Source organism: Streptomyces incarnatus, assembly GCF_001027185.1.
Lineage (GTDB): Bacteria > Actinomycetota > Actinomycetes > Streptomycetales > Streptomycetaceae > Streptomyces > Streptomyces puniciscabiei.
Genome location: NZ_CP011497.1, coordinates 6,557,484 through 6,582,065 on the forward strand (window position 1 = coordinate 6,557,484; position 24,582 = coordinate 6,582,065).

Here is a 24,582-nt window from a genome sequence, read left to right on the forward strand (position 1 = left end):
ACCCTGGATGGCTGACCGTTCACCCACAGTGGGTACAAGGTTGACGGGTCCCAAGCATGTTCCGTCTGGGGGTCCCACCGCCTTGAACAGCAACAACTTCCGCATGCCCGCACGCCGTCTCGCCACCGTCGCGACGGTCACCGCCCTGGCCGCCGGTCCCGCGGCCCTGGGCGCGGGCGCCGCGCACGCGACCACCGACCACGGTCGCGCCTCCGCCGTCGTCCTGCGCACCGGCCTCGACGTCTCCCTCCTGAACAAGACCGTCGACGTCCCGCTCGCGGTCTCCCTCAACGAGGTCCAGGCACCGCGCAGCGCCGACAGGACGGCCCTGTCCGCCCGGCTCGACGGCGTGGCCGGCGGCAAGCCGTTCGCGGTCCTCGGCGCCGACGTCGCCTCGGCGAAGGCCACGGTGACCGCCGGGCGCGCCGAGGGCTCGGTCCGGCTCGCCGACGCCAGGCTGCACGTCCCCGGCCTGCCCCTGCTGTCCCTGATCGAGGTCGGCACGGTCACCGCCAGGGCGACCTGCGAGGCGGGCCGGGCGCCCGTGGCCGACGCGAACGTCCTCGGCGCCGTCACGGTCCTCGGCAGGCGCGTCACCCTCACCGCCGGCGGCCCGACCGAGGTGAAGGTGCCCGGCGTCGGCGAGGTCCGCCTCGACCTCGCCCAGCGGCGCACCACGACCCGTACGGCCGCCGCCACCGCCCTCGAACTCAAGGTCTCCGTCAATCCGTTGAAGCTCAACGTGGCCGACGTCGAGGGCACGGTCACCCTGGCGAAGGCCACCTGCGAGTCCCCGGCGGCCGCGCCCACCGGCCACCCGGTGCCGAGCCACGACCCGGCCGCCGACGTGAAGCCCCAGGGAGCCCGGAACGACCTCGCGGAGACCGGCGGCAGCTCCACGACCCCGTACATCGCGGGCGGCGCGCTGGCGCTGGTGCTGCTCGGCGGGGGAGCGGTGACGGTGGCCCGGCGCCGCAAGGGCTGACACACCTCCCGGTGCCGCTCCTGACCGGCCGTCACACGGTGGCCCGCCCGTCACGCCGTGCAGGGAGCGGCATCCCGGCCCGACCGGAGCATGGCCGCCCACCTTTCATGACAGCACCTCTCAGCCGACCGAGTCGGGCCTGGTGAGCGCCTTTCCAGCCGACCGAGTCGGGCTTGGTGGGCGCGTTTCCAGCCGACCGAGTCGGGTCTGGTGGTCGCGTTTCCAGCCGACCGAGTCGGGCTTGGTGGGCGCCTTTTCAGCCGACCGAGTCGGGTGGTGGGTGGGCGAGGCGGGGGTCCAGGGGGCGGAGCCCCCTGGCGGGGTCTGGGGCGGAGCCCCGGCTACGGGAGCGCAACGGACAGCGCCGACAGAAACCCGCTCACCGTCCCACGGTCCCGCACAGCCACCCGCACCCACTCCTGACCGAGCCCCGGAAACGTGTCCCCCCGCCGCACCGCATACCCGAGCTCACGCAACCGGTGCCGTACCCCCGCGGCCCCCGGCATACGCACCAGCACGAACGGCCCCTCCGCAGGGGACACCACCCGCACTCCCCGCGACGCGAACTCCGACAGCCCCGCCACCAGATGGCCCCGGTCCGCCGCGATGCGATGCGCCGCGTGCCCCGCCTCCGCCAGCGCCCGAGGCGTCACACACGCCTGAGCCGCGGCCAGCGCGGGCGTGGAGACCGGCCACAACGGCTGAGCCCGCTCCAGCTCGGCGACGATCTCCGCCGGAGCCAGCACATACCCGATCCGCAGCCCGGCCAGCCCCCACGTCTTGGTGAGACTGCGCAGCACGACCAGCCCCGGCACATCGGTCCGCCCGGCCAGCGCCTCCCGCTCACCCGGGACCGCGTCCATGAACGCCTCGTCGACCACCAGCACCCGCCCGGGACGGGCGAGTCCGGCGATCGCGCCCGCCGGGTGCAGCACCGACGTCGGATTGGTCGGATTACCGATCACCACCAGGTCGGCGTCCTCCGGCACCGCCGCCGGATCCAGCCGGAACCCGTCCTCCTCCCGCAGCAGCACCCGCTCCACGGTGTGCCCCGCGTCCCTGAGCGCCGCCTCCGGCTCGGTGAACTGCGGGTGGACGACGACCGGCCGCCGTACCTTCAGCGCGCGGGCGAGCAGCACGAACGCCTCCGCCGCCCCCGCCGTCAGCAGTACCCGCTCCACCGGCAGCCCGTGCCGCGCCGCCACCGCCGCCCGCGCGAGCCGCCCGTCCGGGTAGGCCGCGAGCGACGACAGCGAGCCGGCGATCTCCTCCCGCAGCCACGAAGGGGGCGTGTCCGCACGGACGTTGACGGCGAGGTCGACCAGCGCCGCCCCGTCGTCCCGCACCTCGGCGTCCCCGTGATGACGCAGATCCGGTCCCGTGCCCTCAGTGCGCATGGCTGTGCGAGTGCCCCCCGTGATGGTGATGCCCGTGCCCGTGTCCATGGCCGTGGTGGCCCTCGTCGTCGGGGTGGAAGTGCGGCTGCTGCGGCAGCCCCACCTTGTCCTCGAAGCCCGGCAGCGCGATCCGGTACACGCACGAGTCGCAGTTCATGCGCAGATCGCCCTTGACGGCCTCCTCGTACCGCTCCATCACCAGGTCCAGCAGCTCCGGCTCGGGACCGATGACCTCGGCCGACCGCACCTCGATCTCCGGGTGCGCGGCCGCCCACCCCTCGGTCTGCTGCCGCACCCGGTCCGGCAGGATCCCGGTGAACAGGAAGTAGGGCAGTACGACGATCTGGCGCGCCCCCAGCGCCTTGCACCGGTCGAGCCCGCTCGGCACGTCCGGCGCCGCCAGCGACACGAACGCCGTCTCCACCCCGGCGTACCCACGGCCCTCCCACAGCAGCCGGGCGGCCTTGTACACCTCGGCGTTGGCGTCGGGGTCCGTCGAGCCACGGCCCACCAGCAGCACCGTCACATCGGCCCGGTCCCGGGGCGTCCGGGCGGTCCCGCCGAGCGCGTCGTCCAGCCGCCGCTCCAGCACGCTCAGCAGCGCCGGATGCGGGCCCAGCGGACGGCCGTAGGTGTACGAGATGCCCGGGTGCCGTTCCTTCTCGCGGGCCAGCGCGGCCGGGATGTCGCCCTTGGCGTGCCCGGCGGACACCAGCATCAGCGGTACGGCCGCGAACCGCCGTACCCCCCGCTCCACCAGCTCGGTGACGGCCTCGCCCAGCGGCGGGGGGGACAGCTCGATGAAGCCGCCCGCGACGGGCAGCTCGGGGTGGCGGCGCCCCAGCTCCCGGACGAAGTCGCGGAACGCCTCGGCTCCGGCGTCGTCCCGGGTGCCGTGGCCGGCGATGAGCAGGGCGGGCGGGGTGGTCACAGGGTCTCCTCGGGTGAAACGGGGTGGTACAGCAGGGCGTTGAGCGCGGCGGCGGCGACCGCCGACCCGCCCTTCTCGGACACGTTGCTCACGGCGGGCAGCCCGCTCTCGCGCAGCGCGGCCTTGGACTCGGCCGCGCCGACGAAACCGACGGGCAGGCCGATGACGAGTGCGGGGGAGGCGTCCAGGGTGAGCAGCTCCTCCAGGGCCGTCGGCGCACAGCCGATCACCCACAGGGCCCCGGGGCCGACCTCCTCGTACGCGAGCCGCACGGCATGGGCCGAACGGGTCAGTCCCGGCCCGGACTCGGCGTCCCCGAGCCGGCAGACGGTCTCCCGCCGGGTGATGCCGGCCGCGACCATCTCCACGTCCACGACGACGGGCGCCCCGGCGTGCAGCGCCGCGTGCGCCGTCACCAGGTCGTCCTCGGCCATGACGAGATCGGTCGCGTACTCCAGGTCGGCGGCCGAGTGGATCACCCGCTCCACCACCGCCCGGGTCAGCGGCGGGAAGTGCGAGGTGTCCAGGCGGGCCCGCAGCCGCCGGAAGGACTCCTGCTCGATGGGGTGGACCACGCGATTCACTTCGGCTCCTCCTGCCAGCGGTAGCCGCGCGGGGTCACCATCCGCCCGGCGATGATCCGGGTGGCGGTGTTGCCCACGGTCACGACCGTCATCATGTCGACCGTCGCCGGGTCGAGTCCGGCCAGCGTGGTCACCCGGCTCGACTCGTCCGGCCGGGACGCGTTGCGGACGACACCCACCGGTGTCGTCGGCTCCCGGTGCTCGGCGAGGATGCCGAGCGCCTTCGGCAACTGCCAGTCCCGGCCCCGGGAGCGCGGGTTGTAGAAGGTCACGACGATGTCCGCCTCGGCCGCCGCCCGCACCCGCCGCTCGATGACCTCCCACGGCGTGTGCAGGTCGGACAGGCTGATGGACACGTGGTCGTGGCCCAGCGGCGCGCCCAGGACCGCCCCGGCGGCCAGCGCGGCCGTCACCCCGGGCACCCCGACCACGTCGATGTCGTCCGAGGCCTCGGCGAGCGCGGGGGAGGCCATGGCGTACACGCCCGCGTCCCCGCTGCCGATCAGCGCGACCGCATGCCCCTCGCGGGCCTGGGCGACCGCCGTACGCGCCCGCTCCTCCTCCGCGCCGAGCCCCGACTCCAGCACCCGGGTGCCGGGCCGCAGCAGATCGCGGATCTGGTCCACGTACTGGTCGAGCCCGACCAGCACCGAGGCCCGGCGCAGCTCGGCGGCCGCGCGCGGGGTCAGCAGGTCCCGGGCACCCGGTCCGAGCCCGACCACCGCGAGCCGCCCGCGCCCCGGCCGCCGTACGACGGCACAGGTCGCCATCGCCGACTTCCGTTTGGGGACGAGGAGTTCGCCGCCCGGGAGCAGTGCGGCGGCCTCCGCGACCGACGGGGTGCCGACGGCCGCGAGCGGCGCGTCCGACGGGTTGGGCACCTCGACGGCGGCCAGCTCCTCGGCGGAGTACGTCACCAGCGGCACCCCCAGCCGCTCGGCGGCGGCCACGATGCCCGGTTCCTCCGCCTTGGCGTCCACTGTGGCGAGCTCGGCCACGGACCTCGGCGAGAGCCCCGCCTCGCGCAGCGCCCCCTCGACCAGCCCGAGAACCTCCTCCGCCGGGGCACCCCTGGACGCGCCGACCCCGACCACCAGCGACGGCGGCCTCAGCAGCACCTCGCGCTCGCCCGGTGCGACGTCCCGGTCGGTGAGCCGGATGGTGTACGCCCCGTGCGGCGCGGTCGGCAGCGGCGGCAGCGGCCACGTGAAATCGGCCTCCAGCGCGACCGGTTCGCCGTCCAGCAGGGCGCGGGACACGGTCGCGACCGAGCCCTCGTACGGCAGCCCCAGCGTGTCCAGGCCCGCCAGCCCGACCGAGTCCGTCGCGGTCGTCAGCACCGGCTCGGCGCCCAGCAACCCGCCCACTTCCCGGGCGAGTTCGTTGGCCCCGCCGCCGTGCCCGCCGAGCAGCGACACCGCGAACCGGCCGCCCTCGTCCACGCACACCACACCGGGGTCGGCCGTCTTGTCGCCGAGCAGCGGCGCGAGCAGCCGTACCACCGCACCCGTCGCCAGGAAGCACACCAGCTGCTCGCACTCGGCGAACGCGGCCCGCACCGCCTCTCCGACGGGACCCTCGTACACCCGCGTCCGGTCCGGCCAGGCCGCCGCCAGCCGGTCCCGCGCCGCCGCCCCCGCCGCGGTGGCGGAAATCAGGCCGATCACTGAGCAACTCCTTCACTGGATACCGGGGTTCTGTCACCCCAGAGCAGAAACACGGGATTGGTCGCCGCGAGCCGGGTCACGTCCCCCGGCAGCGGTGCCAGGCGCGAGGACTGCAGCAGCACCCCGTCGCAGGCGAACCCGGCGGCCGTGAGCGCCTCGCGCGCGGCCGGTACGCGGTCCAGCGCGGCCATGGCGACGACCACCGTCCGCCGGGCCCGCCGCGCGCACGCGCCGACGACGGCGGGCAGTTCGCGGCCGCCGCCGCCGACGAACACCGCGTCGGGATCGCCGACCAGCCCGTCCAGGGCGTCCGGTGCCGCGCCGTGCACCACGGCCACGTCCACACCGTGGGCCTGCGCGTTGGCGCGGATCCGCGCCACCCCGTCCGCCGCCTTCTCCACGGCGACGACGGCCGCGCCGAGCCGCGCGCACTCCACCGCCACCGAGCCCGAGCCGGCGCCGACGTCCCACACCAGGTCGCCGAGGCCGGGCCCCAGCCGGGCCAGGGCCAGCGCCCGTACCTCGAACTTGGTGATCATCGAGTCGCGGTGGGCGAACTCGCCCTCGGCCAGCGCCCACCGGTCGGGCCGCGCGGGAACCCCGGCGACCGTACGCACCCCGCCGAGCGCCCGTGCCTCGTCCAGGCACAGCACCACGCTCACCGCCGTACCCCAGTCCCGGGCGGCGGCCTCGGCGGGCGTGACCCGTTCGACGCGCTCGTCCGGGGAGCCGAGGGCGGTGACGACGACGAGGGCCCGCCCCGGCACGCTCGCGTCGCGCAGCAGCGCGGCCCCCAGCTCCGCCGGACCCGCGCCCGGACCCGTCAGCACCGCCACCTTCGGCCGTGCCCGGCACACGTTGACCGCCGTACGCAGCTCCCGGCCGTGTGCGCTGACCACCACGGCGTCGTCCCACGGCAGCCCCACCCGCGCGAACGCGGCCGCGACGGACGAGACCCCGGGCCGCACGTCGAGCCGGTGCGCGCCGAACCGCTCGGCCAGCACCCGCACGATCCCGAAGAACCCCGGGTCGCCGGAGGCCAGCACCAGCACCGGGAGCTCTTTGCCGACGTACTCGGCGATCGTGTCCAGGGCGGGTGCCAGCGGCCCGAGCACGACCCGCTCGGCGCCCTCCGGCAGCCGTACCGCCTCCAGGTGCCTGCGCCCGCCGACCACCAGCGCGGCCCCCGCGAGGACGTCCTCGGCGACCGGCGCGCCCGTCCCCGTGCCGACGACCGTGATCAACTCTTCGCCCGCTGCTCGCGCAGGGCCCGCCGGGCCTCCGGGTCGGCCTTGCGGTAGCCGTGGAAGTGCCCCGGGTGGTACAGGTGCGAGCGGGTGCCGTGCGCGTCCAGCGCCGGGCCGACCAGGAACAGCGTGTGCTTCCAGAGCTTGTGCTCCTTGACCGTCTCCTCCAGCGTGCCGACCGTGCACCGCACGACCAGCTCCTCCGGCCAGGTCGCCTGGTAGGCGACGACCACGGGCGTGTCCGTCGGGTAGCCGCCCTCCAGCAGCTCGCGCACCAGCTGCCCGCTGCGCGCCGCCGACAGGAAGATCGCCATGGTGGTGCCGTGCCGGGCGAACTCGCGGACCTCCTCGCCGGGCGGCATCGGCGTCTTGCCGCCGCCCAGCCGGGTGAGGACGACGGACTGCGCGACCTCGGGAATGGTCAGCTCGCGCTGGGCGAGAGCGGCGACGGCGGAGAAGGCGGAGACCCCGGGTACGACCTCGGTGGCGATCCCGATCTCCGCGCACCGGTCCAGCTGCTCCTGGGTGCCGCCCCACAGCGCCGGGTCGCCGGAGTGGATCCGCGCCACCTTCAGCCCCTCGGCACGGGCGCGCCGGTAGACGGCGACGACCTCTTCCAGGGGCATGGTCGCCGAGTCCAGGACCTCCGCGTCCGCCCGCGCGTGCTCCAGGACCTCCGCCTGGACCAGGCTCGCCGCCCAGATCACCACGTCCGCCTCCGCGATGGCGCGCGCGGCGCGGAACGTCAGCAGGTCGGCGGCGCCGGGGCCGGCACCGACGAACGTCACCTTGCCGGTGGGGGCATCGGCCATGGGAGGGGTCCTCTCGTACGGGATCACGAAGTGAAAAGCGGGGGAAATGTCAGGTTCCGCGTCGATGTGGGTGTGGCCGGATGTGCGCGAAGGCACCTCCATCGGATAGCAAGGGCCTATGGCGGTCTTCGTCGCGCTCGGCGCGTTCCTGATGACGCTGGCCGGCGGCTGGACGGCACAGCGCGTGACCGACCGTCGGCACCTGGTCCTGGGCCTGGCCGGCGGTCTGATGCTCGGCGTGGTCGGCCTGGATCTGCTGCCGGAGGCGCTGCACGCCGCCGACCGCGAGATCTTCGGCGTACCCGCCGCGCTGCTGCTGTTCGTGGCCGGATTCCTGCTGGCCCATCTGGTGGAGCGCACGCTGGCCGCACGCCAGGCGGCCCACGGCGGTGCCGAGGGACACAATCACCGGGCGCCCGAGGTGGGCCTGACGGCCGCCGCCGCGATGGTCGGCCACAGCGCGATGGACGGCGTGGCGATCGGCGCGGCCTTCCAGGTGGGCGGCGGCATGGGCACGGCCGTGGCGCTCGCCGTGATCGCGCACGACTTCGCCGACGGCTTCAACACCTTCACCATCACGAGCCTGTACGGCAACGCCCGCCGCCGGGCGATCGGCATGCTGGTCGCCGACGCCTGCGCCCCCCTGCTCGGCGCCCTGTCGACCGCCTTCTTCCACATCCCCGAGCCGGTGCTCGGCGGCTACCTGGGCCTCTTCGGCGGCGTCCTGCTCTACCTCGCCGCCGCCGAGATCCTGCCCGAGGCCCACCACGAGCACCCCGCGCGGTCCACCCTGCTGTGCACGGTGGCGGGCGCGGCCTTCATCTGGCTGGTGGTGGGTCTGTCCGGCGGCTGACCGTGCGGCGACGCAGCGGTTGCTCACAGCTTCCCGCCCCGTCCGCCGTCCCGCCGCGGGGGCGCGATCAGCGTCGACAGGTACGGCAACGGCGTACCGTCCAGCTCGGCGGCCGGCCGCACCGACTCCTCCGGCAGGCCCAGCGCCGATCCCCACACCGCGTCCGCCAGCCGCCCGTTCTCCTGCAGCGCCTCGGCGACCTCGGCGGCCTGCCGCCCGAACTTGTACGCGACGACGGTCCCCGGCCCGGCCAGCGCCTCCTTGAGCACGGCGGACCCGGCGGTCACCGGCACCAGCGTCAGCGGCTCGGTGCCCTCGGTCAGCACCGCGCCGGAGCGGGCCGCCAGGTCCTGCATGGCGGTGATCCCGGGCACGGTCTCCACCGCGACCCCCGGCACCAGGCCGGCGATCGTCTGCGCGAGATAGGTGAACGTCGAGTACACGTTGGGATCGCCGATGGTGGCGAAGGCGACGGACGCGTGCCGCTCCAGCAGCCCGGCGACGGTGGCTCCGGCCGCGTCCCAGGCGGCCTCCCGGCGCCCCCGGTCGGAACGCTCGTTCAGCGCGAACACCACCCGGACGACCTTGTCCTCGGGCACGTAGTGCAACACGGTCGCCTCGGCCCGCCCGCGCTCCCCGGTGTCCATCACCGGTACGACGACGACATCGGCGGCCCGCAGGGCGTTGACCCCCTTGACGGTCACCAGCTCCGGGTCACCGGGACCGACCCCGACTCCGACCAGCCTGCTGCTCATGACGTCCGGCACCTCTCCACGAACCGATGGGCGACACCGGGCTGGGACGCCCAGTGCGTGTGCAGATAACTCGCGTGCACGCCCCGCTGTACGAAACCCTCGACCCGCCGGACGGGCGCCCGCACCCCCCACGCCGGAGCGGCGCCGGCCCCCGGCTCGACGACCGTGCGATGGAACTCGTGCCCCCGCATCCGCGTCCCCGCGGCGGCCAGCACACTGTCCCCGACGGCCACGGCGTCCCGGTAACCGAGGGTGAGCCGGTCCGTCATCCGCGCGGAGGCGTCCAGCACCCCGCACATCGGCTGCCCGTCCAGCTCCCGGCACAGGTAGAGCAGCCCGGCACACTCGGCGGCCACGGGGCCGCCGCTCAGCGCCAGCTCGGCGACGGCCTTCCGCAGCGGCTCGTTGGCGGACAGCTCGGCGGCGTACACCTCGGGGAAACCGCCCCCGATGACCAACCCGGCGGTGTCTTCCGGCAGTTGCTCGTCCCGCAGGGGGTCGAAGGTGACGATGTCGGCACCGGCGGCGGTGAGCAGCTCGGTGTGCTCGGCGTAGGAGAAGGTGAACGCGGAACCACCGGCGACGGCGACCACCTCACGCTTCTGCGTCGTGGTGACGGGCGGTTCCCACGGGGCGCAGGACAGGTCTCCCGCACTGCGCGCCAGTCCCAGCAGGGCCTCCAGATCGCAACCGCGCTCCACCTGGGTGGCCATCGCCGCCACCGCGTCCGTCGCGCCGGACCGTCGCTCGGCCACCGGTACCAGTCCCAGATGGCGGGACGGCGTGTCCACCTGAGGAACCCGCCGCAGCACCCCCAGCACGGGCACCCCTGACTGATCCAGCGCCTCCCGCAGCAACTCCTCGTGCCGGTCGGACGCGACCTTGTTCAGGATCACGCCCCCGACCCGCACCTCCGGATCCCAGGAGGCGAACCCGTGCACCAGCGCCGCGACCGACCGCGACTGCGACGACGCGTCGACGACGAGCACCACCGGCGCCCGCAGCAGCTTGGCCACATGGGCGGTGGACGCGAGTTCACCCTCGCCCGCCGCCCCGTCGTACAGCCCCATCACGCCCTCGACGACGGCGAGGTCACACCCCCGCGCCCCGTGCAGGAACAGCGGGGCGACCAGCTCCGGCCCGCACAGGTACGCGTCGAGGTTGCGCCCCACCCGCCCGGTCGCGAGGGCGTGGTACCCGGGGTCGATGTAGTCCGGCCCGACCTTGTGCGGGGACACGGCGAGCCCCCGCGCGGCGAACGCGGCCATCAGCCCCGTGGCGACGGTGGTCTTGCCGCTGCCCGAGGAGGGCGCGGCGATGACCAGCCGAGGCACCGACGACGTCACCACTCGATGCCCTTCTGGCCCTTCTGCCCCACGTCCATGGGGTGCTTGACCTTGGACATGTCCGTGACGAGGTCGGCGAGGTCCACCAGCTTCTCCGGCGCGTTCCGCCCGGTGATCACCACATGCTGGGTACCGGGCCGGTTCCGCAGCACGTCCACGACCTCGTCGGTGTCCACCCACCCCCAGTGCATCGGGTAGGCGAACTCGTCCAGCACGTACAGCCGGTACGTCTCGGCGGCCAGGTCCCGCTTGACCTGCTCCCAGCCCTCCCGGGCCTTCTCCTCGTTGGTCGCGTTGTCACCCTGGATGTCCCGCTGCACCCAGGACCAGCCCTCGCCCATCTTGTGCCAGTCGACGGTCCCGCCCTCACCACTGGCTCCGAGCACCCGCAGCGCGTTCTCCTCGCCGACCTTCCACTTGGCCGACTTGACGAACTGGAACACCCCGATGGGCCACCCCTGGTTCCAGGCCCGCAGCGCGAGCCCGAAGGCGGCCGTCGACTTGCCCTTGCCGATGCCCGTGTGCACGACGACCAGCGGACGGTTACGACGCTGACGGGTCGTCAGGCCGTCGTCCGGTACGACACTCGGCTGTCCCTGCGGCACTACGCGGCCCTCCTCGAAGTCCCCTGCACATCCCTGACCAGCCCGGCGATCGAGTCGGCCCGCAGCTCGTCCAGCGTGACGGCCGTACCGCCCAGCTCACCCGCGAGCTGCCCGGCGAGCCCGAGCCGCACCGGACCCGACTCGCAGTCCACGACCACCGACGCGACCCCCTCGGCCGCGAACAGCCGCGCCGCGCGTCCGGCCAGCGCCACCGGCTCCGGACCACCCGTGGCCCGCCCGTCCGTCACCACCACGACCAGCGCCCGCCGCGCCGGATCCCGCAGCCGCTCCACGCGCAGCACCTCGTGCGCCTTGAGCAGCCCCGCCGCGAGCGGCGTACGGCCCCCGGTCGGCAGCGACTGGAGCCGGGCCGCCGCCGCTTCCACGGAGGATGTCGGCGGCAGCGCGACCTCCGCCGAGGCGCCCCGGAAGGTCACCAGACCCACCTTGTCCCGCCGCTGGTAGGCGTCCAGCAGCAGCGACAGCACGGCACCCTTGACCGCGCCCATCCGCTGCCGCGCCGCCATCGACCCCGAGGCGTCCACGACGAACAGCACGAGGTTGCCCTCACGCCCCTCCCGCGTCGCCTGCCGCAGATCGTCCCGGCGGATCACCAGCCCCGGCCCGGACCGGCCGCGCGCCCGCTGGTGCGGGGCCGCGGCCTGCACGGTGGCGGCCAGGTGCAGTTTGGTCAGCGCGCCCTGCGGCCGGCGGGCCCCGGTAGTGCGCCCCTGCTCGGTGCGCGCCCGCGAGCGCCGCCCGGCAGCGCCCTCGCCGATGCCCGGAACGCTCAGCACCTTCGTGCGAAAGGGTTCCGAGGCGCGTGCGGCCGGCTGCTCACCCGCGCCCGCGCCGGACGGCTGCGGCTGTCCACCGTCGCCCTCCTCGGGCCGCGCCCCGGCGTCGCCGCCCCGCGGACCGGCGTCCGGAGCCGGCTGCCCGCCGCCCCCACCCGGACCGTCCGGGTCGGGATCGTCGTCGGGGGACTCGCCGGAGAACTCCTCCAGCGTCTCGTCCAGCTTGTCCTCGTCCAGCCCCGGCGCGTCGAAGGGGTTGCGCCGCCTGCGGTGCGGCAGCGCCAGCAGCGCCGCCTGCCGCACGTCCTCGGCGAGGACGTCGGTCCGCCCGGCCCACGCGGCCAGCGCGGTCGCCGTACGCGCCATCACGATGTCGGCGCGCATGCCGTCCACCTCGAAGGCCGCGCAGGTCGCCGCGATCTGCCGCAGCGCGCCGTCGCCCAGCCGCACCTGCGGCAGCAACCGCCGTGCCGCGACGATCCGTTGCCGTACGGAGGCCTCCTCCTCGGCCCACCGCGCGGCGAAACCGGCCGGGTCGTCGTCGTACGCCAGCCGGCGCCGTACCACCTCGACCCGCTGCTCGGGCTCGCGCGAGGCCGCGACCTCCACGGTCAGCCCGAACCGGTCCAGCAGCTGCGGGCGCAGCTCGCCCTCTTCCGGGTTCATGGTGCCGACCAGCAGGAAACGGGCCGCGTGCCGCACGGAGACGCCCTCGCGCTCCACGTACGAGGCACCCATCGCCGCCGCGTCCAGCAGCAGGTCCACCAGGTGGTCGTGGAGGAGGTTGACCTCGTCGACGTAGAGGATCCCGCGGTGCGCGTCGGCCAGCAGGCCCGGCTCGAACGCCTTGACCCCCTCGGCGAGCGCCCGCTCGATGTCCAGGGCCCCGACCAGCCGGTCCTCGGAGGCGCCGACCGGCAGCTCGACCATCCGCGCGGGCCGCCCGGTACCGCCGCCGGGCTCGTGGGGGCCGTCCGGGCAGGACGGGTCCGGTGCCGCCGGGTCGCAGGAGAAGCGGCAGCCGGGCACCACGGCCACCTCCGGCAGCAGCGCCGAAAGGGCCCGTACGGCCGTCGACTTGGCCGTGCCCTTCTCGCCGCGCACCAGCACACCGCCGACCGCCGGGGAGACGGCGTTCAGCAACAGCGCCAGCCGCAGGTCGTCCTGGCCGACAACGGCCGTGAAGGGGAAGGGGGTGGTCACTGGTCGTCGCCCTCCAAGTCGCCTTCCAGCTCAAGGTAGGTGGCCCGCAGCCGCTCCAGCGTGTCGGCGTCCGGCTCGGCCCACAGGCCCCGGTCCGCCGCCTCCAGCAGCCGCTCGGTGATGCCGCGCAGCGCCCACGGGTTGGACTTCTTCATGAAGTCCCGGTTCTCCGGGTCGAAGACGTACTCCGCGCTGAGCTTCTCGTACATCCAGTCGTCGACCACGCCCGCGGTGGCGTCGTAGCCGAACAGGTAGTCCACGGTCGCCGCCATCTCGAAGGCACCCTTGTAGCCGTGCCGGCGCATGGCCGCCATCCAGCGCGGGTTGACCACCCGGGCCCGGAACACCCGGTGGGTCTCCTCGCCGAGCGTGCGCGTCCTCACCTGGTCGGGTACGGCGGAATCACCCACGTACGCCTCGGGGTTGGCGCCGGTCAGGTGCCGCACCATGGCCACCATGCCGCCGTGGTACTGGAAGTAGTCGTCGGCGTCGACCAGGTCGTGCTCGCGCGTGTCGACGTTCTTGGCCGCCACCGCGATCCGCCGGAACGCCGTCTCCATGTCCCCGCGCGCCGCCCGCCCGTCGAGCCCGCGCCCGTAGGCGTAACCGCCCCACACCGCGTAGACCTCGGCGAGGTCGGCGTCCGAGCGCCAGTTGCGGGCGTCGATCAGCGGCAGCAGACCCGCGCCGTACGCCCCCGGCTTGGAGCCGAAGATCCGGGCCGTCGCGCGCCGCCGGTCGCCGTGCCCGGCGGTGTCCTCGTCGGCGTGGGCCTTCACGAAGTTGCTCCCGGCGGGCTCGTCCAGCTCGGCCACGGCCCGTACGGCGTCGTCGATCAGGCCGACGACGTGCGGGAACGCGTCCCGGAAGAACCCGGAGATACGGACCGTGACATCGATGCGCGGCCGTCCCAGCTCCTGCAGCGGGACCACCTCGAAGCCCGTGACCCGGCGCGAGGCGTCGTCCCACACCGGACGGCAGCCCAGCAGCGCCAGGATCTCGGCGATGTCGTCGCCCTGGGTGCGCATCGCCGACGTGCCCCAGACGGTCAGGCCCACCGACTTCGGGTACTCGCCCGTGTCCTGCAGGTACCTCTGCACCAGGGAGTCGGCCAGCGACTGACCGACCTCCCAGCTCAGCCGCGACGGAATGGCCTTGGGGTCGACCGAGTAGAAGTTCCGGCCGGTCGGCAGCACGTTCACCAGGCCACGGGTCGGGGAGCCGGAGGGACCTGCCGGTACGTAACCGCCGTCCAGCGCCCGCAGGATGTGCCCGATCTCGTCGGTGGTGCGCGCGAGGCGGGGTACGACCTCGGCGCAGGCGAACTCCAGCACCGCGACGGCGTCCGGGAGTTCGGCCCGGAGCACGTCACCGAGGACGGCGGGTACGGCCGCGCGGTCCCAGGCCCGCTCCTCCATGCCCTCCGCGATCCGCCGGCACAGCTGCTCCAGCAGGTCGACCGCGTCGGAGGCGGTACGGGCCGGGCCGTCCACCAGGTCCGTCAGCTCCACCGGGACCTTGACCGGGGCGCCGGGCTCGGCCAGCAACTCCTTCTCGTCCAGTCCGAAATGGGCCGCCAGCGACGAGCGCAGACCCGGCAGCGCGTTCGCCTGCCCGCCCCACACCTGCGAGGCGCGCAGCACGGCCAGCACCAGGTTCACCCGGGGCTCGCCGACCGGGCCGCCGCCCAGGATGTGCAGGCCGTCGCGGATCTGCACGTCCTTGATCTCGCACAGGTAGCCGTCGATGTGCATGACGAACTCGTCGAACTCGGCGTCGTCCGGCTGCTCGTCCACATGCAGGTCGTGGTGCAGCTCGGCCGCCTTGACCAGCGTCCAGATCTGGGCGCGGACGGCCGGGGCCTTCGCCGGGTCCAGGTCGGAGACGAGCGCGTACTCGTCCAGCAGCTGCTCCAGCTTGGCCAGGTCGCCGTAGGTGTCGGCGCGGGCCATCGGCGGCACCAGGTGGTCGACCACCGTGGCGTGCCCGCGCCGCTTGGCCTGGGTGCCCTCACCGGGGTCGTTGACGATGAACGGGTAGATCAGCGGCAGGTCGCCGAGGACGGCGTCCGGCGCGCACCCGCGCGACAGACCCAGCCCCTTGCCGGGCAGCCACTCCATCGTGCCGTGCTTGCCCATGTGCACGATCGCGTCGGCACCGAACCCCCCCTCCGATGTCGCGGCCTCCAGCCACCGGTACGCCGCCATGTAGTGGTGCGAGGGCGGCATGTCCGGGTCGTGGTAGATCGCGATCGGGTTCTCGCCGAAGCCGCGCGGCGGCTGGATCATGACCACGACGTTCCCGAACCGCAGCGACGCCAGCACGATGTCGTCGCCGTCGACGTACAGGCTGCCCGGCGGCTCGCCCCACGCCTCCAGCATGGCTTCCCTGAGGTCCGGGTCCAGCTTCTCGAACCACGCCCGGTAGTCCGCCAGCGGCACCCGCGCGGGCGCCGCCGCCAGCTGCTCCTCGGTCAGCCACTCCACGTCGTGGCCGCCGGCCTCGATCAGCCGGTGGATCAGCTCGTCGCCGCCGGAGGGGTACTCGGTGAGGCCGTAGCCGGCTTCCCTGAGGGCGTCCAGCACCCGCACCGCCGACGCGGGCGTGTCCAGACCGACCGCGTTGCCGACCCGGGAGTGCTTGGTCGGGTACGCGGTGAAGACCAGCGCGATCTTCTTCTCGGCGTTCGGCTTGTGCTTCAACCGCGCGTGCCGCAGGGCGATCCCGGCCACCCGCGCGGCCCGCTCCGGGTCGGCGACGTACACCGGGACCTCGTCCGGACCCTGCTCCTTGAAGGAGAACGGCACGGTGATCAGCCGGCCGTCGAACTCCGGGATCGCGACCTGCATCGCCGCGTCCATGGGGGAGAGGGCGGCGTCCGACTCCTCCCACGCGGACCGCGAGGAGGTCAGGCAAAGTCCCTGCAGCACAGGGATGTCGAGGTCGGCGAGGGCGCCGATGTCCCAGGACTCCTCGTCGCCGCCCGCCGAGGCCTGCGAGGCGTGCGTGCCGCCGGCCGCCAGAACCGTCGCGACCAGCGCGTCGGCCTTCCCCAGCAGCTCGTACAGCCCGGCGTCCGCGCCGCGCAGCGAACCGCAGTACACGGGAAGCGCGTTGGCGCCCTTCGCCTCGATGGCGTCGCACAGGGTGTCCACGAAGGCGGTGTTGCCGCTGAGTTCGTGCGCCCGGTAGAAGAGCACGCCCACGGTCGGACGGTCCTCCCGGAGCTCGTAGGAGCCGTGGACGCCGTACTCCGGCATCTTCCGCGGCTCCTCGAAGCCCTCACCGGTGAGCAGCACGGTGTCCGACAGGAACCGGGACAGCTCCAGCAGGTTCGCGGGACCGCCCTCGACCAGGTACCTGAGCGCCTCCGCCACCACACCGGCCGGCACGCTCGACTCGGCCATCAGCTCCGCGTCCGGCACGGCCTCGCCGCCCAGCAGCACGGTCGGGATCCGGGCCGCCCTCAGCGCCGCGAGCCCGCTCTCCCAGGCGCGCTTGCCGCCCAGCAGCCGTACGACGGCGAGGTCCGCGCCCGCCAGCAGCCCCGGCAGCTCCTGCTCGACGTCCACCCGCGTCGGGTTGCCGATCCGGTAGTCCGCGCCGGAGGCCCGGGCCGCCAGCAGATCCGTGTCGGCGGTGGACAACAACAACACTGTGCTCATGCAGGCGCTCCCGGTGGGATGAAAGGCAGTCCTTGCGGCGCGCCCGACTCGATGAGCCGCCACAGCGCGTCCGTGTCCGCGTGCTGTTCGATCAGGTCGCCGAGCCGGTCGAGCTGCTCCTCGCGCAGCGCGGCGAAGGAGGTGTCCGGCGCGGGCACGAAGCGGCGGCCCGCGGCGGCGGCCACCTCGCGCAGGAAGGCCCGCCGGAAGCCGTCCGACTCCAGGGAACCGTGCCAGTGGGTGCCCCAGGTCTGGCCGACCCGGCAGCCGTCCAGGAAGGCTTCCCCACCGGCCACTTCGGCGACCCCGTGGTGGATCTCGTACCCCTCGACGCGTTCGCCGAGGGCCTCGCCGGACGGCCGGGTCAGGGTCTTCTCGCGGGCGAACCGCACCCGCACGGGCAGCACGCCGAGCCCGTCGACCGCGCCGGCCCGCGACTCGACCTCGTCCTCGATGTGCTCGCCGAGGATCTGGAAGCCGCCGCAGACGCCGAGGACCGGGCGCCCTTCGGCGGCCCGCCGCACGAGGGCGTCCGCGAGCCCGCGCTCGCGCAGCCACTCCAGCGCCCGCACGGTGCCGCGGGTGCCCGGGACGACGACCAGGTCCGCGTCCGCCAGCTCCTCCGGCCGGTCCACGAACCGCACCACGACCCCCGGTTCGGCGGCGAGCGCGTCGACATCGGTGAAGTTGGACATCAACGGGATCGCGCACACGGCGACGCGCAGTACGTCCACGCCGACGGGGGGAGCCACGGTGGACTCCCGGACGGTTCCGCGCAGGGAGACCCGCAGCCCGTCCTCCTCGTCGATGCCGAGTCCGTGCCGGAACGGGAGCACGCCGTACGTCCGCCGCCCGGTCAGGCCCTGGAGCATGTCCAACCCGGGCTCCAGCAGGGAGACATCGCCCCGGAACTTGTTCACGAGGAACCCGGCGACCAGCTCCTGGTCCTCCGGCGACAGCAGCGCCACGGTCCCGAAGAAGGAGGCGAAGACGCCCCCGCGGTCGATGTCGCCCACCACCAGCACGGGCAGCCGCGCGTTCCGCGCGATGCCCATGTTCACGATGTCGGTCCGGCGCAGATTGATCTCCGCCGGGGAGCCCGCGCCCTCACAGATCACCGCGTCATACGTGCCCCGCAACTCGGCCAGGCAGTCCAGCACCGTGCCGAGGAGCTTCTGCTGCCGCCCGCCGTGGTACCCGCGCGCGCTCAGCTCGCCCACCGGCTTGCCCAGCAGCACCACCTGGCTGCTCTGTTCGCCGCCCGGCTTGAGCAGCACCGGGTTCATCAGCGCGGTCGGCTCGATCCGGCACGCCTGGGCCTGCATCGCCTGCGCCCGCCCGATCTCGGCGCCCTCGCGGGTCACGAAGGAGTTGAGCGACATGTTCTGCGCCTTGAACGGCGCGACCTTCACGCCCTGACGCACCAGCCACCGGCAGATCCCGGCCGTCACGACGCTCTTGCCGGCGTCGGAGGTGGTGCCGGCGACGAGGAGTCCCCCGTTCACTTCCCACGTCCCTTCGGGCTCCTGAGGCTCTTGACGCCGCTGACGAGGAGGCGGGCGGCGACCGTGGTGCCGAGCGCGAGCAGGCCGACGCGGCGGGAGAGCCGTACGGCCCGGTCGATGTCGGTGACCCGAACGGCCCGGCCGGTGTCCCCGTTGAGTACGGGCCGGTGCTCGACGCGGCCGGCGTAGGAGAGCGTGCCGCCGAGCCGCACACCGAGCGCGCCCGCGAAGGAGGCCTCCACGGGCCCGGCGTTGGGGCTCGGGTGCCGGTGGGCGTCCGCCTTCCAGGCGCGCAGGGCACCGAGCGGTTCGGGTCCGGCCACGGCCGCGAGTACGGCGGTCAGCCGGGCCCCCGGCCAGCCGGCCAGGTCGTCCAGCCGGGCCGAGGCCCAGCCGTAGCGGCGGTAGCGGGGGGACCTGTGACCGACCATCGCGTCCAGGGTGTTGACGGCCCGGAACCCCAGCAGCCCCGGCACCCCGGCCACGGCCCCCCACACCAGGGCGCCCACGACGGCGTCCGAGGTGTTCTCGGCGACCGACTCGACGACGGCCCGGGCGATCCCGTCGGCGTCCAGCGCCTGCGGGTCCCGGCCGCACAGATGCGGCAGCCGGGCGCGGGCCGCGTCGACGTCCCCGGACTCCAGGGCGCGCCCGATGGCGCGGGCCTCCCGGGCGAGCGACGTACCACCCACCACCGCCCAGGTGGCGGCGGCGGTCAGCGCGATGGAGGCGGCGGCGGAAGGGCGCACGGCGCGTGTGGCCAGCGTGCCGAGTGCGACGGCGCCACCGGCGCACACGGCGGTGTGCACGGCGCCCCAGCCGCGGTGATCGTGCCACAACGCGCGGTCCACGGCAGCGGCCGCCCGCCCGAACGCGGCGACCGGATGCCCGCGGCGCGGATCGCCGAGGAGCAGGTCACCGAGAAGGCCGGCGGCGGCGCCGTACGCGTGAATGCGATCGGCACCCATCGGCTCAGCCGACGTGGGTGGCAGCTGCGCCCCGAAGGGGCGCGGGGAACTGCGCGACCAGCCACGACGGGCCTGCGGACGACCGACGGCTTGTTGTGGCACTCCCCGCGGAGCGCTTGGTGGCGGTCCTTGTCCTGCTGCAGCCGGGCATGGCGATCGATGTCCTCACTCAGGGTGTCCGCGCCCTGGTTCGACGAGATTCGGCGGTGAGAGTTCCTGGCTCCCGGGATGTTCTTCCCCGGTGACAGTGGCGGGACCGCGCCGGATTCGCACCGGCTTCCTCTCCTTGCCGCCGTACATGGCCTGGGCAGTCCACCACGCGCCCGGAACGGCCGTCAACTTGCCGTTGACCTGCGAGGGGAGAGTGTGCCGATCCCCACATCGCGGGACGCCCGTGACCTCCGGGCATGCCGAAGGCTCCTCTCCGTCCAGGACGGAGAGGAGCCTTCGGCATGCCCGATTCGTGTGGCTGGGTCAGGACTTGGAGACGATGAGGAAGATGCCGTACGCCACCGCCGCCGCGCACGCGGCGAAGCAGGCGTACGCGCCGGTGACCGCGAGGGGGGCGGAGCCGCCCTGCGCCGCGGCCTTCTCGCGCCGCGCCAGACCGTTGATGCCGAGGGTGAACAGGGCCACCAGGCCCACGGTGAACACGAGGCTGGTGCCGAAGACGGAGCCGAGGGCCGACCAGTCGATCTTCATGGGGTTGCTTCCTTGGGTACCGGTGTGGCCGGGGTCAGACGGTCGCGGCCGGCGGGGCGGCCTCGGGCGCGGGCTCGGTGGCGGCCGGGGAGGGGATCGTGGCCGTCAGGTTCTCGCTGATCGTGCCCGCCGGGGGCGGGGTCACCGCGGCGATGGCGGCGGTCACCACACCGGCCGGCTCCTCGGTCTCGGCCACCACGTTGGTGTGGTCGACGACCTCGCGGCGGGAGATCTTCCAGATCGCGGCGCTCGCGGCGACCAGGAAGACGGCGACCAGCCCGGTGCCCCAGTCACCGAGGCCCGTGACGGACTCGGCGCCCGCGCCGACCAGCGCGGCGGCCGGGAGGGTGAGCACCCAGGCGATCGCCATGCGGGTCGCGGTGGACCAGCGGACCACCCCGCCCTTGCGGCCGAGGCCCGCGCCCATCACCGAGCCGGAGACGACGTGCGTGGTGGAGAGGGAGAAGCCGAGGTGGGAGGAGGCCAGGATGGCGGTGGCGGCGCTGGTCTGGGCGGCGAAGCCCTGGCGCGGCTCCAGGTCGGTCAGGCCCTTGCCCATGGTGCGGATGATCCGCCAGCCGCCGATGTAGGTGCCGAGCGCGATGGCCAGGCCGGCGGAGAGGATGACCCAGGTGGGAGGGTTGGAGCCCGGGGCGATGGCGCCGCCCGCGATCAGCGCGAGGGTGATGATGCCCATGGTCTTCTGGGCGTCGTTGGTGCCGTGGGCGAGGGAGACCAGGCCGGCGGAGGCGATCTGGCCGGCGCGGTAGCACTTGCGGGTGGCCTCGCCCTCCGCCTTGCCGCCGATGCCGTAGGAGAACCGGGTGGCCAGCATCGAGGCGAGACCGGCCACGATCGGCGCGGCGACCGCCGGGAGCAGCACCTTGGTGACCAGGACGTCACCGTGCACCGCGCCGAAGCCGGCGGAGGCGACGGTGGCGCCGATCAGGCCGCCCATCAGGGCGTGCGAGGAACTCGAGGGGAGGCCCACCAGCCAGGTCAGCAGGTTCCAGAGGATCGCGCCGACGAGGGCGGCGAAGATGACCTCGGGACGGATGCCGGTCTCGTCGACGAGACCCTTGGAGATCGTGTTGGCGACCTCCACGGAGAGGAAGGCGCCCAGCAGGTTGAGCGCGGCGGACATGGCCACCGCGATCTTGGGCTTCAGCGCGCCTGTGGAGATGGTGGTGGCCATCGCGTTGGCGGTGTCGTGGAAACCGTTCGTGAAATCGAACGCGAGAGCGGTTACCACCACTATCGCGAGGATCAGCGAGAAGCTTTCCATTTACCCAGGCAATCGTTCGAGGTCATTGGTGCGACGACCGTAGGCAACCTGGGTGAACGGAAGATGAACTGGGACGGGCGTCAGGGTGTCGATAGAGGGGTGTCGGCGTTCCGCTTGGCCCCGGCGGCCCAGGCGCCCCTTGGCTACCAGCCCCGCGCGAAGGTCCGCAGCCGGCTCGAGGAGCCGTTGAAGAGATTCTGGTCACCCGGCAGCCGGCCCCTGCTGCCGAACTGCCAGAACGTCCAGTACCGCCACCCACCTGGGAGCTTGCCCGGCCGCGAGGTGCCGTGCCGGGCGATCCACAGGGCGTGGCTCTTGGCGAACGCGCGGCTGTTGCCGGTGCAGATCCGCCACCACTGGGTCGTCGTGTAGATGACCGGGCGGCGGCCGGTCTCCCGCTTGACCTCGTTGCTGAAGGACCGGATCCAGCGGACCATCCGCTTCCAGCCCAGCCCGTAGCACTTGTGCTTCTTGTTGTACGGGTTGTATTCGATGTCGAGCGCGGGCGGCAGCGTCCGGCCGTCGGCCCGCCAGCCCCCGCCGTGCCGCACGAAGTACGCGGCCTGCCGGGCGCCGGAGGACCGGTCCGGCCGGGCGAAGTGGTACGCGCCCCGGTACAGGCCCGCCTTGCGCGCACCGTTGTACTGCTGGGAGAAGTAGGGGTTGCGGTAGTCCGTGGACTCGGTCGCCTTGACGTAGACGAACCGTGCGCCCCTGGACCGGGCGGCCGCCCAGTCGACGCGCTTCTGGTGGGACGAGACGTCGTGCCCCCGGGGCAGGCCCGAGGCGAGTGCCTCAGGTGCGGCGGCCACTGCCGCGGTGCCCACGAGGGCGAGCACCGCGGTGGCCGCTGCGAGGACACCGGCACGGTGACGGAGGGGGGTGCGTTCGCTGGCCATGTGTCTCCCCGGGTCGGCGGACGAGGGATCGCCCGGCGGGCAAGAGTGACCATTGAAGGCTCGGTGATCACCGGAACGGCGGCTTTTTGCGGCGATTCACCCCGTCTTTCGCCCATTCGGGGGCGCATGCTTCCGGCCGTCAGCGATCGCCCACCCCCGTCCCCCGGGCGCGGCTGGCAGGATCGCGGCATGGCTGAACAGCGGCGGGACGCGGAACGGGACCGGATCTGGGCGGAGCTGGTCGGGACGGCACGGCGGACCGTAGCGGACGGGCTGGTGGTCGGCACCTCGGGGAACGTCTCGGCCCGCGTCGGCGACCTGGTGCTCGTCACCCCGTCCGGCGTGCCGTACGACCGGCTCGGCCCGGACGACATCACCGGCGTCGACCTGACCGGACGCCAGGTGCTCGGCACGCTGGTGCCGACCAGTGAGCTGCCCATGCACCTCGCCGTCTACCGCGCCACCGACGCGCGCGCGGTCGTCCACACCCACGCCGTGCACGCGACGGCGGTCTCCACGCTCGTGCCCGAGCTGCCGCTGGTCCACTACATGGCCGCCGCCCTCGGCGGCCCCGTGCGCGTCGCCCCCTACGCCACGTACGGCACCGACGAGCTCGCCGAGCACATGCTCCGCGCCCTGGCCGGCCGCTCCGGCTGCCTCCTGCAGAACCACGGCACGCTCACCTACGGCACCGGCCTCGACCAGGCCTACGACCGCACCGCCCAGCTGGAGTGGATGTGCCGCCTGTGGCTGACGGCGTCCTCGGTACCGGGCCTGACCCCGTCCCTGCTGACGGAGGCACAACTGGCGGAGGTGGGGGAACGTTTGAAGGGGTACGGCCAACGGAGGTGACCACGTGCCGCACAGTCCTTCGCTCCGACACTTTCTCGACCGCCTCGCCCGCCTTTCCGCGCCGGCTCCTCGCCGATCGGTTCCGGTTTCCGCGCCGGCTCCTGGCCGATCGGTTCCGGCGGCTCCGCTCGCCGCTGACGCCGGTCGTTCCGGTCCGCCGCGACGGCGCTCGGCCACCACGCACCTTTCCGGCGGTGCCGAACCCACCCGCACCCGACGCTTCTCACCTGGTCCCGTCCTCCGGCTGGCCGGTGACGACGGCCCCCACGACACTGGAGCCGTGCGCACCGTCAAAGCGACCGCCCTCACCACGGCCATAGCCGCCGGCCTGGCAGTGGCTTCCGTCGCCGCCGGCCGCATCGCCAGCGACGCCGCGCTGAAGGCGCCCGCGGGCCGTCCCCTGCCCACCGAACCCCGCCTCACCGTGCACGGCACCGCCCCCGGGCAGATCGCCCTCACCCGCGACCTGGCCTCGCTGCGCCCCGGCACCTACGGCCTGTCCGGCGACGGCTCCCACGCGGTCGTCGGCCCTGTCCTGGACGCGGCCCGGCACACGGCCGACACCGTCGTACGCCGCCTGGAAGGCGTCACCCACGGCACCCTCGACCCCGGCGACGCGGTGTGGCTCACGCCGAACCTGTACGTCGGCAACCCCGGCACCGCCCTCGGTCTCGACCACGCCGACATCGACGTGCCCGGCGAACTCGGCGAGCTGCCCGCCTGGTTCGTGCCCGGGGCCCGGGACACCTGGGTCATCGCCGTGCACGGCCTCGGCACCACCCGGGAACAGGCCATGAACCTCATGGCCCCCCTGCACGCCCGCCGGGTGCCGGTCCTCGCGCTCGCCTACCGCGGCGACCTCGGTGCCCCGCGCCCCCCGGACGGCCTGAACCACCTCGGCGAGACCGAGTGGCGCGACCTGGACGCGGCGATCCGCTACGCCGTGCGCTACGGCGCCCGCCGGGTCGTCCTGCTCGGCTGGTCCACCGGCGCCACCATGGCCCTGCGCGCCGCCGAGCACTCCGCGGTGCGCGAGCGCGTCGCCGGACTGGTCCTGGACTCCCCGGTGCTCAGCTGGGAGGCCACGCTGCGCGCCCTCGCCCGGGCCCGCCGCACCCCGCAGCCGCTGCTGCCGCTCGCGGTGCGCGCCGCCCAGGGCCGGACCGGCCTGTACGCCGACCGGGTCCCCGAACTCACCGACCCGGACGTGCTGACCGTGCCGACCCTGATCTTCCACGGGCCCGGCGACCAGGTGGCCCCCTGGGAGTTCTCCCGCCGGCTCGCCCGCCGCCGCCCGGGCCTGGTCGCCCTGCACACCGTCGCCGAGGCACCGCACGCGGCGATGTGGAACGCCGACCCCAAGGAGTACGAGGAGCGGCTGCGCCGCTTCCTGACCCCGCTGCTCTGAGGACGCTCCCGGCCCTCCGGCGGGCGCGGAGGGCCCGGTGCCGGGCATTCCGTTTAAGGCCGTACGACTGGCCTGATCACCGCTCCTCGCCCCTCCCGGACCCCGTGCCTTGGCCA

General features: G+C 74.1%; 20 protein-coding genes and 1 riboswitch. Of the genes, 4 read left to right on the plus strand and 16 right to left on the minus strand.

Going from position 1 to position 24,582, the window contains the following annotated elements:
• The first annotated feature begins 82 nt into the window (after nucleotides 1-82).
• Complete coding sequence (locus tag ABB07_RS29655) at nucleotides 83-985, plus strand: SCO1860 family LAETG-anchored protein (protein ID WP_208901584.1); 903 nt, start codon at nucleotides 83-85, stop codon at nucleotides 983-985.
• A 341-nt stretch (nucleotides 986-1,326) separates the two neighbouring features.
• Here the strand turns inward: ABB07_RS29655 and cobC are convergent, their stop codons facing one another.
• Genes cobC through cobM form a run of 6 tightly spaced genes read right to left on the minus strand, consistent with a single transcriptional unit; the run spans nucleotide 1,327 to nucleotide 7,623 of the window.
• Entirely contained in the window at nucleotides 1,327-2,382 is a 1,056-nt protein-coding gene (gene cobC / locus ABB07_RS29660; RefSeq protein WP_208901585.1) for an Rv2231c family histidinol phosphate aminotransferase CobC, read from the minus strand.
• Nucleotides 2,372-3,313, minus strand: coding sequence for a sirohydrochlorin chelatase (locus ABB07_RS29665; protein ID WP_208901586.1), 942 nt, complete (start codon nucleotides 3,311-3,313; stop codon nucleotides 2,372-2,374). The genes cobC and ABB07_RS29665 overlap by 11 nt, the downstream gene beginning before the upstream one ends.
• On the minus strand, nucleotides 3,310-3,897 hold the full coding sequence (locus ABB07_RS29670; protein ID WP_208901587.1) for a precorrin-8X methylmutase: 588 nt from the start codon (nucleotides 3,895-3,897) through the stop codon (nucleotides 3,310-3,312). The genes ABB07_RS29665 and ABB07_RS29670 overlap by 4 nt, the downstream gene beginning before the upstream one ends.
• Complete coding sequence (cobJ, locus tag ABB07_RS29675) at nucleotides 3,894-5,564, minus strand: precorrin-3B C(17)-methyltransferase (RefSeq protein ID WP_208901588.1); 1,671 nt, start codon at nucleotides 5,562-5,564, stop codon at nucleotides 3,894-3,896. The genes ABB07_RS29670 and cobJ overlap by 4 nt, the downstream gene beginning before the upstream one ends.
• Nucleotides 5,561-6,808 carry a precorrin-6y C5,15-methyltransferase (decarboxylating) subunit CbiE gene (cbiE, locus tag ABB07_RS29680; RefSeq protein ID WP_208901589.1) on the minus strand — a complete coding sequence of 416 codons (1,248 nt, stop codon included), beginning with the start codon at nucleotides 6,806-6,808 and terminating at the stop codon, nucleotides 5,561-5,563. Before cbiE ends, cobJ begins: the two co-directional genes overlap by 4 nt.
• Nucleotides 6,805-7,623 carry a precorrin-4 C(11)-methyltransferase gene (gene cobM, locus ABB07_RS29685; protein ID WP_208901590.1) on the minus strand — a complete coding sequence of 273 codons (819 nt, stop codon included), beginning with the start codon at nucleotides 7,621-7,623 and terminating at the stop codon, nucleotides 6,805-6,807. Before cobM ends, cbiE begins: the two co-directional genes overlap by 4 nt.
• A 118-nt stretch (nucleotides 7,624-7,741) precedes the next feature.
• Here cobM and ABB07_RS29690 point away from each other — a divergent pair, with 118 nt between their 5' ends.
• The gene (locus ABB07_RS29690; protein ID WP_208901591.1) at nucleotides 7,742-8,476 is read left to right on the plus strand and encodes a ZIP family metal transporter; all 735 of its coding nucleotides are present in this window, start codon (nucleotides 7,742-7,744) and stop codon (nucleotides 8,474-8,476) included.
• Between the two features lie 23 nt (nucleotides 8,477-8,499).
• On the opposite strand, the gene cobI is transcribed toward ABB07_RS29690, so the two are convergent.
• The 10 genes from cobI to ABB07_RS29740 form a co-directional block, all read right to left on the minus strand.
• Nucleotides 8,500-9,231, minus strand: coding sequence for a precorrin-2 C(20)-methyltransferase (cobI, locus tag ABB07_RS29695; RefSeq protein WP_208901592.1), 732 nt, complete (start codon nucleotides 9,229-9,231; stop codon nucleotides 8,500-8,502).
• Nucleotides 9,228-10,577: a cobyrinic acid a,c-diamide synthase CobB gene (locus tag ABB07_RS29700; protein ID WP_208901593.1), complete on the minus strand. Its 1,350-nt coding sequence runs from the start codon at nucleotides 10,575-10,577 to the stop codon at nucleotides 9,228-9,230. Before ABB07_RS29700 ends, cobI begins: the two co-directional genes overlap by 4 nt.
• On the minus strand, nucleotides 10,574-11,182 hold the full coding sequence (gene cobO, locus ABB07_RS29705) for a cob(I)yrinic acid a,c-diamide adenosyltransferase (protein WP_208901594.1): 609 nt from the start codon (nucleotides 11,180-11,182) through the stop codon (nucleotides 10,574-10,576). The genes ABB07_RS29700 and cobO overlap by 4 nt, the downstream gene beginning before the upstream one ends.
• The gene (locus ABB07_RS29710) at nucleotides 11,182-13,182 is read right to left on the minus strand and encodes a putative cobaltochelatase (RefSeq protein WP_208901595.1); all 2,001 of its coding nucleotides are present in this window, start codon (nucleotides 13,180-13,182) and stop codon (nucleotides 11,182-11,184) included. The genes cobO and ABB07_RS29710 overlap by 1 nt, the downstream gene beginning before the upstream one ends.
• Nucleotides 13,179-16,847, minus strand: coding sequence for a cobaltochelatase subunit CobN (gene cobN / locus ABB07_RS29715; protein WP_208901596.1), 3,669 nt, complete (start codon nucleotides 16,845-16,847; stop codon nucleotides 13,179-13,181). Before cobN ends, ABB07_RS29710 begins: the two co-directional genes overlap by 4 nt.
• Nucleotides 16,844-18,352: a cobyric acid synthase gene (locus ABB07_RS29720; protein WP_208901597.1), complete on the minus strand. Its 1,509-nt coding sequence runs from the start codon at nucleotides 18,350-18,352 to the stop codon at nucleotides 16,844-16,846. Before ABB07_RS29720 ends, cobN begins: the two co-directional genes overlap by 4 nt.
• Nucleotides 18,349-19,320, minus strand: coding sequence for a cobalamin biosynthesis protein (locus ABB07_RS29725; RefSeq protein ID WP_208901598.1), 972 nt, complete (start codon nucleotides 19,318-19,320; stop codon nucleotides 18,349-18,351). Before ABB07_RS29725 ends, ABB07_RS29720 begins: the two co-directional genes overlap by 4 nt.
• A gap of 188 nt (nucleotides 19,321-19,508) precedes the next feature.
• A riboswitch (cobalamin riboswitch) is annotated at nucleotides 19,509-19,652 on the minus strand.
• Nucleotides 19,653-19,794: 142 nt separating this feature from the next.
• Nucleotides 19,795-20,022, minus strand: a complete 228-nt coding sequence (locus ABB07_RS29730; protein WP_208901599.1) for a hypothetical protein — start codon at nucleotides 20,020-20,022, stop codon at nucleotides 19,795-19,797.
• A 34-nt stretch (nucleotides 20,023-20,056) separates the two neighbouring features.
• On the minus strand, nucleotides 20,057-21,307 hold the full coding sequence (locus ABB07_RS29735; RefSeq protein ID WP_208901600.1) for an inorganic phosphate transporter: 1,251 nt from the start codon (nucleotides 21,305-21,307) through the stop codon (nucleotides 20,057-20,059).
• Nucleotides 21,308-21,450: 143 nt separating this feature from the next.
• Nucleotides 21,451-22,206, minus strand: a complete 756-nt coding sequence (locus tag ABB07_RS29740) for a lysozyme (protein WP_208901601.1) — start codon at nucleotides 22,204-22,206, stop codon at nucleotides 21,451-21,453.
• A 189-nt stretch (nucleotides 22,207-22,395) separates the two neighbouring features.
• On the opposite strand from ABB07_RS29740, the gene ABB07_RS29745 reads away from it, so the two are divergent.
• Together ABB07_RS29745 and ABB07_RS29750 are read left to right on the plus strand one after the other, a co-directional pair.
• A complete protein-coding gene (locus ABB07_RS29745; protein WP_208901602.1) occupies nucleotides 22,396-23,058 on the plus strand; it encodes a class II aldolase/adducin family protein in 663 nt (220 codons plus the stop codon).
• A 280-nt stretch (nucleotides 23,059-23,338) separates the two neighbouring features.
• Nucleotides 23,339-24,466, plus strand: a complete 1,128-nt coding sequence (locus ABB07_RS29750) for an alpha/beta hydrolase (RefSeq protein ID WP_208901603.1) — start codon at nucleotides 23,339-23,341, stop codon at nucleotides 24,464-24,466.
• Nucleotides 24,467-24,582: the final 116 nt, after the last annotated feature.

What these genes read in the sequence shown, in the direction of transcription:
- cobC (WP_208901585.1), bottom strand. Translation starts at nt 2,382, where the DNA reads ATGCGCACTGAGGGCACGGGACCGGATCTGCGTCATCACGGGGACGCC.
- cobM (WP_208901590.1), bottom strand. Translation starts at nt 7,623, where the DNA reads ATGGCCGATGCCCCCACCGGCAAGGTGACGTTCGTCGGTGCCGGCCCC.
- ABB07_RS29690 (WP_208901591.1), top strand. Translation starts at nt 7,742, where the DNA reads ATGGCGGTCTTCGTCGCGCTCGGCGCGTTCCTGATGACGCTGGCCGGC.
- cobI (WP_208901592.1), bottom strand. Translation starts at nt 9,231, where the DNA reads ATGAGCAGCAGGCTGGTCGGAGTCGGGGTCGGTCCCGGTGACCCGGAG.
- cobN (WP_208901596.1), bottom strand. Translation starts at nt 16,847, where the DNA reads ATGAGCACAGTGTTGTTGTTGTCCACCGCCGACACGGATCTGCTGGCG.
- ABB07_RS29725 (WP_208901598.1), bottom strand. Translation starts at nt 19,320, where the DNA reads ATGGGTGCCGATCGCATTCACGCGTACGGCGCCGCCGCCGGCCTTCTC.
- ABB07_RS29730 (WP_208901599.1), bottom strand. Translation starts at nt 20,022, where the DNA reads ATGAAGATCGACTGGTCGGCCCTCGGCTCCGTCTTCGGCACCAGCCTC.
- ABB07_RS29735 (WP_208901600.1), bottom strand. Translation starts at nt 21,307, where the DNA reads ATGGAAAGCTTCTCGCTGATCCTCGCGATAGTGGTGGTAACCGCTCTC.
- ABB07_RS29740 (WP_208901601.1), bottom strand. Translation starts at nt 22,206, where the DNA reads ATGGCCAGCGAACGCACCCCCCTCCGTCACCGTGCCGGTGTCCTCGCA.
- ABB07_RS29745 (WP_208901602.1), top strand. Translation starts at nt 22,396, where the DNA reads ATGGCTGAACAGCGGCGGGACGCGGAACGGGACCGGATCTGGGCGGAG.